The sequence below is a fragment of the Colwellia sp. MB02u-10 genome (assembly GCF_014077185.1).
Taxonomy (GTDB): domain Bacteria; phylum Pseudomonadota; class Gammaproteobacteria; order Enterobacterales; family Alteromonadaceae; genus Cognaticolwellia.
The window spans coordinates 18,794-30,669 of the sequence record NZ_JACGVK010000113.1; the positions used below are offsets into that span (position 1 = coordinate 18,794).

The following is an 11,876-nucleotide window of genomic DNA, read 5'->3' on the forward strand; positions in this document are numbered from 1 at the left end:
TTATGAATGCTGCTACGTTAACAACAAAAATCAATGAATTTACTTCGGTTTATACCGAGTTAGACCAACATGAGAAAGCTATCAAAGCAATTGACCGTGTCATCACACATCGCCATAACAATGATTGTGCACTATTTATCATTGGCGACACAGGTGTAGGAAAAAGTCGTTTAGTTGAGCATTACCTTCAACGAATGGGGGAACTTGAAATATGTGAGACTAAAAATGGTATCACAAGAAATATACTTCGAGCTATATGTGTTGAAGTTGGATTTGAGCGAGGGTTAGACAGTTTGTTATCGGCAATTCTAGAAAAGCTGGGTGACATTAATCCTTACCGCCGATCGACACTCGGTGAGAAAAAAGACCGAGCCATCAAATTGCTAAAATATCGAGAAGTTGAAGTGATTTTTATGGATGAAATTCACAACATTGATAAACGCCAAACAAAGAAAAATTCTGAGGGGGCGCTCTCTTTTCTGAAGACCTTCTTAAATCAAGCAAATACAGCTTTTGTGCTATTGGGGGTGAGTGATGCAGAAAACCTTCGTTTGGCTGATGATGAGCTTAACAGCCGTTGTAAGGCTAATGTTTATCTGAATAATTATGATTGCTGTGGTGAAGATAATACGATTGAGTTCATTGAGTATTTGCTGGATATCCTTGAAGAACTCCCCGTACCTATTCCTTATCTAGCGTGTGTATTTAACTCGTTTGATGAAGAAGGTGGAGGGTATGTTAATTATGATACTCATAAACAAGACTATGACAATTTATTCAGATTCTGCATGGCAACAAAAGGAAACCCTAAGCTTATTCGCCGGTTATTAGTTGCAGCAATGGAAGTACCTTCAACAAAAGGTATCAACAAAGAACAACTAGCGGAAGCATGGGAGTTTGAATTAGGTGAGAGGACTGTAAAAAATCCATTTGAGCAACATATTAAAAAATTATTTAAAGCAATGGTAAAGGAGAAATTATATGTCTAATTTATTTTTTCAAACAGTACCAATAGCACAGTTTGGTGAATCACCTAAAGGGTTTGTGAGCCGTATAGCCTATTTTCACGGTAATCCAACCATTAGAGATTTACACCAAATGATAGGCGTTCCATATAATCGACTGTCATATGATACCGACAGTAAGGCTTTTGAAACATTGATAGCAAAATTAGCGGCATTAATGAAGGTGTCTGCGGATGAACTATTTACATGCTTTAGTTTGCCTGATTTTATCGCTGTTGATAGTCATCGTAGTATTAAAGATATACGCATTAACCACCCTAGAGTTTGCCCTTCCTGTGTGAAAGATGAAGCTGAAAATTACATTCATCATGATTGGCTCCATGCCCACTATACGCATTGCCAAAAACATGATGTGGCTTTATTAAATTGCTGCCCTAATTGTAACGTTGATTTTTCATCTCAGTGGGTGAGTGATGTCTTTGAAGGTTGCTCAAGTTGTGGTTATCGCTGGGAAGACATTAAAGTAAACGTATCATCAATACCAGAGTACCAAAAAATGGCGATGACACTTACCGGTCAATCGTTAAATGTTTACTTAGCTCAGCTATATCAGGCCGCATTAATGATCATGAGACCCTTTGATATTAATATTGAACCGCTTAAGCGGCTTCCTGAGGGGGTGAATTATGAGGAAGTGTTTAGGTTGGCTTTTGCACTCATATTTTGTGATGCATTTCAGCAGGCGTTTAGAGCTATAAGAAAGACGGTTTGGTTAAAGGCTGCACCTCACATAACTGAAGTTTCGTTAGATTTTGATGAGACATTAATGAGATTTGACGAATTAGTCAGCTTTAAAAGTAATGTCTCATATGCTGATTTACCGGCGGTTAAGCAATATTCACAAGCACTCCCCAGTAAATTGGTTGGAATAAGTGAAAGAGTAGCGCCAACATTAATTACCAAGGAGCAAACTGCCAAGCTTCTAAGTCTTAAGGATGATGATGTTATGAATTTAGTTGAACATAATTTACTCCATCCATTAGATACGGGTGCACATCAGTGGTATTTTGATTTAGCTGATGTGGATACCTTCTTGGTCATTATAAACTCTGTAGCTACAGAGCCTTACTGTGAAGATATAAACAAAATCGACTTAATCAGTGTGAGTCATTTATGTGATTTAAATAGTTGTGGTTTTGGTGAAACGCTAACCTTTATCTTAGAAGGGAATATTGAGATCAGTCGTAGCGTCGAGAGCAAACGTATACAGTTAAGTGACTTTAGTGTTAATCGTGCTGATGTTATTGAGTATTTTGAAAGTAATTTTTCACAATCACTTAATGATTTGCTGACAAAAAATGACTTAAAAAAGCTCTGCTATTTATCCGATGGAGAGTTAGCCGTATTTATTAAGCATTTATCGTTATCGGGCTTATCACTTGGCAGCAGAAAACAGGTGTTTGAGAGCAAATCTTTAATAGGGCTATTTGAAAATAATATTTTATTAAATCGATGGGCAAAGTTAAATCAGGTCAAAATAAAGGATGTTCACTGTTATTTGAAAAATTATGGAATTAACCCAAGTGATGATCTTCTCTGGAGAGAAGATATTTATCTTTATGATAAAACGGAAAATCTTGAAAAAATGCTACGGCAATTTTTATATGAGTGCGGATATTACAAAGGGGCTTCAGCCCTTTTTTTGTGTTTGAAATATAAACGAACAATATTACCAACTGACTTCATCATCTTCTACTAAATAACTCGCCCCTTTTTTTAATCACCCATGTTATAATCTATTTATTACATATGCTTAAGTGTTTTTTCTTTGCGTGAAACTTTCACAATAGAGCGGAAAATATCAGATAATTCTATTTTATAGCGGAATTTCAATATAGCTTAAACCGGAATGCACCTCTACAGCCCCCGTATTACGGTTATCCCAATTTCAATTTAAACTGAACTCTACAGTTATCTAGGTGTTGATTAAGCTAAAAGATAAATTTTCCTTTTTAAAGATGCGTAAAAAAATGTAAAAAAGTGTTACCGATCAAGTTGTAACGTGAGTATGGCCAAATGAAAAAAGGTGACTAAAAATACTCATCCTGGTCAACCACTTAGGGGGTTTGTAAATATATTCTCACTGTTTTATGGCTTTTACTGCAAAATATAAAAAATAAATTTTTTATATTAGTGTAATTATTTTTACTAAAAATGATGACGCCACTAAAACGGAAACTTATTGAGTTAATGATATGTGCTGGTATCTGGCTTTAGCTATGGTGTGCTAATTAAACGTTGCGGCAGTATTTTGTCCTATGGCAAAAATAAGGCAAATTTTTTATCAATGCGGTAAGCGTACATAGATTTGATTTGGACATAGATCAATAAAATTTGAAGTGTTAGAATGCGCGCATACAAATAGCGGAGATAAATTTTCATGACTGAATTAAAAAATGATACGTATTTACGTGCGCTATTGCGCCAACCTGTTGATTACACACCTGTTTGGATGATGCGTCAAGCTGGACGTTATTTACCTGAGTATCGTGAAGTGCGCAAAGGTGCTGGCGATTTTATGTCGGTTTGCCGTGATGCTGATTTAGCTTGTGAAGTGACCATTCAACCCTTACGTCGTTTTCCTCTTGATGCGGCGATTTTATTTAGTGATATTCTCACTATTCCAGATGCTATGGGTTTAGGTCTGTATTTTGAAACAGGCGAAGGACCTAAATTTGAACGGCCAATTACCTGTAAAGCCGATGTAGATAAGATTGGTATTCCAGACCCTGAAGGCGAATTGCAATATGTTATGAATGCAGTACGCACGATTAAAAAAACGCTGAACGGTGATGTACCCTTGATTGGATTTTCTGGTAGCCCTTGGACCCTTGCCACTTATATGATTGAAGGTAGTAGTTCAAAGGCTTTCACTAAAATCAAAAAGATGATGTTCTCAGAGCCAAAAACATTACACTTATTATTAGATAAATTAGCTGACTCAGTTATTTTATATTTAAATGCCCAAATTGCTGCAGGTGTGCAATCGGTAATGGTATTTGACACTTGGGGTGGTGTTTTATCACCTCGAGACTATAAAGAATTTTCATTGCAATATATGGCGAAAATTGTTGATGGTTTAACTCGTCATAACGATGGCCGCCAGGTGCCGGTGACATTATTTACTAAAAATGGTGGTATGTGGTTAGAAGATATCGTTGCAACAGGTTGTGATGCGGTTGGTCTTGATTGGACCATTGATATTGAAAATGCCAAAGCGCGTGTTGGTGATAAAGTGGCACTGCAAGGTAATATGGACCCATCAATGTTATACGCGCCATTACCGAGAATTGAGCAAGAAGTGTCAAAAATATTAGCAGGTTTTGGCGAGGGTGGTACTGGGCATGTGTTTAATTTAGGTCACGGTATACATCCAGATGTAAACCCAGATCATGCGGGCCACTTTATTGAGTCGGTTCATCGTTTGAGTAAGCCATATCATCGATAAGCTGTATTTATTAGCCTAAAGTAGTTTAGTTTATTGTATTTAAAGGAGCCTGAGGCTCCTTTTTTTTGCCTTGAAATTATAATCAATGACTTACCTGTAAAATTCAGCTAGACAGTTTCTAATCAGTTGCTAAATAGGCTTTAAAACTGATTTTTTATATATTTAGGCTTTGGTTATTACTTTTAGATTAAGGTATGCTGAAGTAGTAAATTGATTCTAAATGGACATGACAATGATCAAAAATAAAAACTTTTTATCTCTGTTGGCAATAACCTTGTTACTTAGTGCTTGCGGTAGTAGCTCAACCGACAAGGATGACGCTAAAACAGATAAAGCTAATGAGACGATAGCGCAAACTGGCCAGGAAAATAATACCCAGCAGGCAGAGACTACACTTGTTGATACTCAGGTAAATACTCATAAAGCATTAACAGGTCATAAGATGGAAAACACAACGGAGAAATTGAAAGATGGATTTAATGGCTGGCAACGTGGTCGTGTGCAGTTTTTAAACTTTGAAGGTGGCTTTTACGGCATTATTACCGATTCAGGCAAAAAATTATTGCCAATGAATATGGCAAAAGAGTTTGCGCAAAATGGGGCTATTGTTCGAGTCAAAGGCAAAGTAAAGGATATTATGACCATTCAACAATGGGGTACACCTTTTACGATTACCGATATTGAGCTGATAAAACCAGGCAATAAAGTCAATGACGCCGACATGTAATCTTGATCAAGCAGCAGTAACAGGCAAGTGACTAGTTATTTGCCGCTTATCGGTAAGTTATTGGCAAATAAGTGGCTGAGTAAATAACGTTAAGGTTTTACCTTGGTCACTGACTTGTATTTGATATAGGTTACGATATTGCTGTTCGGTAAGATCTTCTACATCAAATGCACTGAGCAATGCCGATAATTGTGGCGTGGTGTTACTGTGACCTACCACTAATACATTTTCTTTTTGTTTAAGTAACTTCTGTGCAAACTGGCTCAGTTTTTTTGGCAAATATTCTTGTATGGCCAGCTGTTGTTGTTTAGCAAAGGGTGCCGCTGTTGCCATGGTGCGTCGGTAGGCTGTGCTATATACATGTTTGATTTGTGTGTGCTCAAGCATAGTCGCAATTTGCTCTGCTCTTAATTGACCACAAGGGGTTAACTTAGGATCATCCTGCACGGCTTGTTTTTCTGCATGTCGAATTAAATAAATACTAAAGCTATTTTCAGCAAGCGTGGGTAAGACAAAAAAATACAGCGCAACCAGTAACGGATATTTCATAATTTTTCACTTTAATGTCCATAAAAAGTAGGGTTCAAGGGCAAGGCGATAGAAGCCTTGCCCTTGGTTTGTGTTTAAAAAAGTCGATTTAGACCATTTAATGCCGCTACCCTAAAGGCTTCTGCCATGGTGGGATAGTTAAAGGTAGTTTCAACAAAATATTCAATGGTATTGCCACCATTAGTTTGTTGCATGATGGCTTGGCCAATATGTATGATTTCTGCGGCATTCTCACCAAAACAATGAATACCTAAAATCTCTTTGGTTTCCCGGTGAAAAAGAATTTTTAACGAGCCGACTAGGTTATTAGATATTTGTGCCCTGGCTAAATGTTTAAATTGCGCGCGGCCCACTTCATATGGAATTTTTGCTGCGGTTAGCTCTTGCTCAGTTTTACCGACAGAGCTAATCTCTGGAATGGTATAAATACCGGTAGGAATATCAACAGTAAGTTTTGCTTTACTATTGCCATCCAGCATTGCGCTGGCGCAAATTCTCCCTTGATCAAAGGCTGCACTGGCCAAACTCGGATAGCCAATAACATCACCCACTGCAAAAATACCTTCCACGTTGGTTTGATAAGTATCGCTGACTTTCAGTTGCCCACGGCCATCAGCTTTTAAACCGGCATTCTCAAGTTTTAAATCGGCGGTGTTACCTGTGCGACCATTGGCAAATAATAAGCAGTCGGCGCGCATCTTTTTTCCCGACTCTAAATGGACAATAACTGAATCTTTACTGGTCTCAACACGTTCAATTTGTTCGCCGTGGCGAATAACAACGCCGTTATTCCATAAGTGATAGCTTAATGAGTCTGACATTTCGGCGTCTAAGAATGACAATAGACGATCACGGGTATTGATTAGGTCCACTTTGACGCCTAAACCGCGAAAAATACAGGCGTACTCGCTACCTATCACACCCGCACCATAGATAATTATTTGGCGTGGCGAATGTTCAAGCGATAAAATACTGTCTGAGTCATAAACTCTAGGATGCGAAAAATCTACATCATCAGGATGATAAGGACGAGAGCCGGTGGCAATCACTATTTGTTTGGCTGTGATAATATCGATTGAGCCATCAATACGTAATACCTGGATGGTGTTTGCATCAATAAATGATGCTTCACCGTAAAAATGTTCAACTTGGTTACGGTTATAAAAGCCGCTGCGCAAATTGACTTGTTTACTAATAACGGCAGATGCGTGACTTAAGATATCTTGGAAGGTTAATTGCTTGGCATTTTGTCCGGCATTAAATAGCGGATTAGAGTTATATTCAATGAGTCGGCTAACCGATTGACGTAACGCTTTTGATGGAATAGTGCCCCAATGAGTGCATCCGCCACCCACATTATGATAGCGCTCAATAATGGCAACACGCTTATCACGCTTGGCTAAGTTCATGGCGGCGCCTTCGCCACCAGGCCCTGTACCTATAATGATGGCGTCAAAATCATAGCTTTTAGCAGCGCTTTTTACTTTTTTATTTTTGGCCTGTGTTTGTTTAGTCAACGGTTAACCCTTTAATTCCTGCTTTAAGGAGAAAAATATTAGCAGGAATTAAATCTAAGGTAACTGTTTTTATGCTAGTTTTTCTACCATATTTTGCCAACTTTGCTGTTGCTCAGCTAATCTTCGCTTAATTTCTTGGTATTGCGCCATAACCTCTGAATTTTCAACATCAGCCAGTAATTGGTCACGTTTACTGGCAACTAACGCTTTACGTACCGCATAAAATTCGTTGATCTTATGAATAAGCTCATCGTACTCATGTTGCAATCTTTCTAGCATCTGCTCTGCGTCAGGGTGGGCCGCTATCTTTTGCTGGCTACGTAATAAAACCATCGATAAACGTGCCTTTTCAATTTTATCTTCAGGTGTCACACGTAACTTTGACGTTAGTTTTAAGTGAGCGCAGCCTTTAATTAACCATTTTGTTGGATCAAACTGCCACCAACGAATGCCATTACGATAGTCGTTTTCGAAGATATGATGGTAGTTATGGTAGCCTTCACCAAAAGTAAAAAAGGCTAGAAAACCATTATCACGAGCGGTATTTTTTTCAGTATAGGTTTGCTTACCCCAGATGTGCGCTAATGAATTAATGAAAAAGGTCGTGTGGTGACTTAACACTAAACGTAAAAACCCAAGCAATAGTAAACTATTAATTATATCACCATGCCATAAACCAAATAAAATAGGGACACCGAAGTTCATTAATATAGTCAGGAGTAAATAGTGTTTATGTTGCCAAACAACCACTGCATCTTTTTGTAAATCGCGCACGTTGTTATAGTCATCGTAGTGCTCAGGTTGATGATCTCTTAGCATCCAGCCGATGTGTGAATGCCAAAAGCCCAACTTTGCGGAATAAGGGTCAATATTATTTTTATCAACATGCTTGTGATGAATACGATGATCAGAACACCAATGCAAGGCACTATTTTGCAAAGCAAATGCGCCACCTAGCGCGTAAATAACTCTCAATGACCAATGAGCTTGGTAGGTTCTATGGGACCAAAGTCGGTGATAACCGGCCGTAATCGACATGCCGCAATAGATAAAACAAATCGTTGCTGCGGTGATTTCTGTGGCATCAAAGCCATGAGTGAATGCACGGTAAGGTACTGCAATGGCAGCAAATAAAAAGGTAATGCTAAATACAAAAACATTTAACCAAATAATAGGTGGTTTATTCATTAATTGTCCATCTAAGATTAATCACCGAAAATTTTTTCGGTGTACACATGTACGCTATCTTTAACTTTACTCGATGCTGAGTCAAGTGTTGATGGTAATTTTTTAGCTAACATACAGAATAAAAATCAGAATATCACAGAGTGGTTAACATCTATTGACTAGTAATATTAACTATTTTCAGTATCATATCAAACTAGTTACAGGCTGAAATAATTACTAGGTGCAAGACGATGAGCGGTATTCGAGCATTACAAAAAGAAAAAACACGTCGACAACTCATCGATGCCGCTTTAGGGCAACTCAGCAGTGAGCGGAGTTTTTCTAGCCTAAGTTTACGTGAAGTAGCAAAAGAGGCAGGTTTAGCGCCAACCTCATTTTATCGCCATTTTTCTGATATGGACGAATTGGGTTTAACCTTAGTGGATGAAGCGGGTTTAACCTTGCGTCAATTAATGCGTCAAGCAAGGCAGCGTATTGACAAAGGGGGGTCGGTGATCCAAATTTCTGTGCGTACCTTTATGGAGTTCATTGAAAGTAACGGCAATATTTTTCGCTTGTTACTACGCGAGCGTTCAGGCACATCGAAAGCATTTCGTGCTGCAGTTAATCGTGAAATTCGTTATTTTACGCTAGAGTTGTGTGATTATTTACAACAGGCTAATAAACTTGATGCTGAAGTGGCCTATCTGCAAGCAAATGCTGCCGTAACCATTGTTTTTAGTGCCGGCTCTGACGCACTAGATTGTGATAAAAAAGATTTAGCAGAATTAGCACAACGAACAATTAAACAGCTCAGGTTTATTGCTCGTGGTGCATTTGAAATTGGCGTAGGTAATAAAAACCGCAGCGAACAGCGCAGTAGTAGCGCTAAAGACGAGACAAAATAACACCGGTTTCTATATGGTGGGTATAAGGGAATTGGTCAAATAGAGCAAAATGCTCAATTTTATGGGTTTTAACCAATTCAGTTAAGTTATCACGGAGTGTCTCTGGATTGCATGAAATATAGATAATGCGCTCAAAGCGACTCACTAATTCAACACTATCAGGATCTAGCCCAGCTCGAGGAGGATCAACAAGCACAGTTTGATAATTGTAACTGGTCAGATCAAAGCCTTGTAATCGCCGAAATACCCGTTCACCATTCATCGCCTGACTAAAGTCCTCACTCGCCATTCGCACAATATCAACATTGTCGAGTTTGTTAGCCGCAATGTTAATCTGTGCAGACTTAACTGACGTTTTTGATATCTCAGTGCCTAATACCCGATCAAAGTTTTCCGCCAAAGCAATGCTAAAGTTACCATTACCGCAGTAGAGCTCAATTAAATCACCGCCAATATTTTTAGTCGCTTGTTGAGCCCAAAGCAACATCTTTTCATTTACCTTAGCATTAGGTTGAGTAAAGCTATTTTCAACTTGCTGGTAATGAAACTCTTTGTTATTCAATGTTAATGTTTCCATCACAAAGTCTTTGTCTAAGACCACTTTTTGCTTGCGAGCTCGGCCAATAATATCAACAGGAGCGATTGCCGATAGTCGAACTTTTAATTGCTGCGCTTGCTCAATCCATTGTTCATCTAACTGTTTATGATAAAGCAAACTAATCAATACTTCGCCGCTAACCGTTGATAGAAAATCAACTTGGAATAAACGTTGGCGTAATACTTCGTTAGTTTTTATATCCGCTAATAGTGCCAACATAAATTGATTTATAAGCACACTGGCAACAGGAAAGTCATCAACCCGATATTTTTCTTTTGTTTCACTATTAAACATAATGTAATACAGATCATCACCGTCATGCCAAACTCTAAACTCTGCACGCTGGCGATAATTCAAGCTCGGCGAGGTAAATATTTCAAATGTTGGTAATTCAAACTGAGCAAAATTTTCTGTAATATTTTGCTGCTTTTCGTTAAGCTGCTGTTGATAATTATCGGGATGGATATGACTAAACATTGAAATACCTTGTTGAAAGTGGAGGTCGTTAACTGATGATGAAGTCGAGACTTTAGCGATTGGCCTGTTTTTGTTTATTAAAGACATTATTTATTAAACAACGACTGTATCTTAGAAGCACTGGCTTATTAATCACAGCCGCTAATAAAAGCCGCTATTTTATAGACTATAGATAAGCGTTGATAGACTTTGTGGTCAGTAATATTAAAACATTTGAGTTTAATATTATCAAACGCATAAAGTAACTCCCCGATTACCTATATAGTAGTAAAACAAAAAGCCTGTAAACTTATCATTTACAGGCTTTAATATGACTAGTGAATAAGAGAGTTAAACTACGTCTGTAAATTTTATACTCTTACTACTTAATTGGTCGGTTTTAAAATCAACATTATGCTGAGGTTTTATTCAACAATTTGCTCTGGTCGTTCTTTGGCTTCACGAACTTTTAATGTTCTTTGTTGAAATTCACTATCATTCAATGACAAAACCGCTTGCTCTGCATCGGCGGCTGATATTTCAACAAAACCAAATCCGCGTCTTTTTCCAGTATGTTTATCTTTCATCAATCTTACTGATTGAACTTGACCATACTCAGAAAACAACTCTCTTACTGCGGCTTCGTTAGCTCTATACGGTAAATTGCCAACATAGAGTGTGCTGATGCTTGTATCTGCTTCTTGTACATTTGTTTCGGCTTTTCCAATTAAGGGCGCGATAAATGCACAAAGAAAAGCAACAACGGCAACACTCATACTTGTTAATTCGAATACACTACTGTTAGCTAAAAAATATATAGCAACAGAAAATACTAACGCAACAATTAGCGTTAATGCTTGAGGAGACTTCATAATGGATACCTAATTATTATTTTATAAAAACTTAACTTGCAATTCTATGTTACCCACCTTTTGGTAATGTGCAAGAATAAGTGTGATTTTCATGCAATTTAATCAGGCAAGTATCTATTAATACTATTAACAGTAAGATTTGCTACTTAGTAACCACTATAGAATAGCGCTTTAGTTAATAATTTTGTCTATTATGGCTATCGTAGTCTTCTTATATAGAGAAGAAGTTATAAACCTTGCGATTAAGCAATTAAAAGCACCAGGTTTTCATATGACTTTATACTGCTCGAATGCTATTTGAACGCTCTTAGGTCAATAAAAGCACCAGCTGTGCAATTAAAAAGCAAACAGTCATTTAATCGCAATTTAATTGATATTAAGGGTTGACGTGAAGCCAGAAATCTCTAAAATGCGCTCCAGTTCCAAGGGGTAACCCAAACGAACGGTTTCAATGAGTTATCTAAATCAGTCTAAGCTGATTAAATTAACTTAACGTTTTAAAAGTGAGTTTGAATCTTCTGAAAAGAAAGTTTAAAAAAACCAAATAAAACGTTGACATTAAAACCCAGGTGCGTAGAATGCGCATCTCGCTTCAGGCAAGGCCTGCAG

The 11,876-nt window shown here is 37.8% G+C and carries 10 protein-coding genes; 5 read left to right on the forward strand and 5 right to left on the reverse strand.

Going from position 1 to position 11,876, the window contains the following annotated elements; all coding sequences use genetic code 11:
- Nucleotides 1–2: 2 nt before the first annotated feature.
- From H4J59_RS08275 to H4J59_RS08290, 4 genes are all read left to right on the forward strand, one after another.
- Nucleotides 3–989 carry a TniB family NTP-binding protein gene (locus H4J59_RS08275; RefSeq protein ID WP_182238447.1) on the forward strand — a complete coding sequence of 329 codons (987 nt, stop codon included), beginning with the start codon at nt 3–5 and terminating at the stop codon, nt 987–989.
- Entirely contained in the window at nt 982–2,724 is a 1,743-nt protein-coding gene (locus H4J59_RS08280) for a TniQ family protein (protein WP_182238449.1), read from the forward strand. Before H4J59_RS08275 ends, H4J59_RS08280 begins: the two co-directional genes overlap by 8 nt.
- 681 nt (nt 2,725–3,405) lie before the next feature.
- Nucleotides 3,406–4,473 carry a uroporphyrinogen decarboxylase gene (gene hemE / locus H4J59_RS08285; RefSeq protein WP_182137412.1) on the forward strand — a complete coding sequence of 356 codons (1,068 nt, stop codon included), beginning with the start codon at nt 3,406–3,408 and terminating at the stop codon, nt 4,471–4,473.
- Nucleotides 4,474–4,705: 232 nt separating this feature from the next.
- On the forward strand, nt 4,706–5,200 hold the full coding sequence (locus tag H4J59_RS08290; protein ID WP_182238451.1) for a hypothetical protein: 495 nt from the start codon (nt 4,706–4,708) through the stop codon (nt 5,198–5,200).
- 57 nt (nt 5,201–5,257) lie between these two features.
- Here H4J59_RS08290 and H4J59_RS08295 read toward each other — a convergent pair whose 3' ends face one another.
- From H4J59_RS08295 to H4J59_RS08305, 3 genes are all read right to left on the reverse strand, one after another.
- On the reverse strand, nt 5,258–5,749 hold the full coding sequence (locus H4J59_RS08295) for a histidine phosphatase family protein (RefSeq protein WP_182238453.1): 492 nt from the start codon (nt 5,747–5,749) through the stop codon (nt 5,258–5,260).
- Nucleotides 5,750–5,823: 74 nt separating this feature from the next.
- Complete coding sequence (gene sthA, locus H4J59_RS08300) at nt 5,824–7,266, reverse strand: Si-specific NAD(P)(+) transhydrogenase (protein WP_182238455.1); 1,443 nt, start codon at nt 7,264–7,266, stop codon at nt 5,824–5,826.
- Nucleotides 7,267–7,335: 69 nt separating this feature from the next.
- Nucleotides 7,336–8,454: a fatty acid desaturase gene (locus H4J59_RS08305; RefSeq protein WP_182238457.1), complete on the reverse strand. Its 1,119-nt coding sequence runs from the start codon at nt 8,452–8,454 to the stop codon at nt 7,336–7,338.
- A 230-nt stretch (nt 8,455–8,684) separates the two neighbouring features.
- Here H4J59_RS08305 and fabR point away from each other — a divergent pair, with 230 nt between their 5' ends.
- Nucleotides 8,685–9,341 (forward strand): HTH-type transcriptional repressor FabR, encoded by a 657-nt coding sequence (fabR, locus tag H4J59_RS08310; protein WP_182137408.1) that lies wholly within the window; start codon nt 8,685–8,687, stop codon nt 9,339–9,341.
- On the opposite strand, the gene trmA is transcribed toward fabR, so the two are convergent.
- Together trmA and H4J59_RS08320 are read right to left on the reverse strand one after the other, a co-directional pair.
- Nucleotides 9,322–10,416, reverse strand: a complete 1,095-nt coding sequence (gene trmA, locus H4J59_RS08315; RefSeq protein ID WP_182238459.1) for a tRNA (uridine(54)-C5)-methyltransferase TrmA — start codon at nt 10,414–10,416, stop codon at nt 9,322–9,324. The two genes, fabR and trmA, sit on opposite strands and share 20 nt — an antisense overlap.
- Before the next feature lie 404 nt (nt 10,417–10,820).
- Nucleotides 10,821–11,267 carry an RNA-binding protein gene (locus H4J59_RS08320; protein ID WP_182238461.1) on the reverse strand — a complete coding sequence of 149 codons (447 nt, stop codon included), beginning with the start codon at nt 11,265–11,267 and terminating at the stop codon, nt 10,821–10,823.
- Nucleotides 11,268–11,876 lie beyond the last annotated feature (609 nt).

Excerpts from the sequence above, each read along its gene's own strand:
- H4J59_RS08275 (WP_182238447.1), top strand. The coding sequence starts at position 3 with ATGAATGCTGCTACGTTAACAACAAAAATCAATGAATTTACTTCGGTT.
- H4J59_RS08280 (WP_182238449.1), top strand. The coding sequence starts at position 982 with ATGTCTAATTTATTTTTTCAAACAGTACCAATAGCACAGTTTGGTGAA.
- hemE (WP_182137412.1), top strand. The coding sequence starts at position 3,406 with ATGACTGAATTAAAAAATGATACGTATTTACGTGCGCTATTGCGCCAA.
- H4J59_RS08290 (WP_182238451.1), top strand. The coding sequence starts at position 4,706 with ATGATCAAAAATAAAAACTTTTTATCTCTGTTGGCAATAACCTTGTTA.
- H4J59_RS08295 (WP_182238453.1), bottom strand. The coding sequence starts at position 5,749 with ATGAAATATCCGTTACTGGTTGCGCTGTATTTTTTTGTCTTACCCACG.
- H4J59_RS08305 (WP_182238457.1), bottom strand. The coding sequence starts at position 8,454 with ATGAATAAACCACCTATTATTTGGTTAAATGTTTTTGTATTTAGCATT.
- fabR (WP_182137408.1), top strand. The coding sequence starts at position 8,685 with ATGAGCGGTATTCGAGCATTACAAAAAGAAAAAACACGTCGACAACTC.
- trmA (WP_182238459.1), bottom strand. The coding sequence starts at position 10,416 with ATGTTTAGTCATATCCATCCCGATAATTATCAACAGCAGCTTAACGAA.
- H4J59_RS08320 (WP_182238461.1), bottom strand. The coding sequence starts at position 11,267 with ATGAAGTCTCCTCAAGCATTAACGCTAATTGTTGCGTTAGTATTTTCT.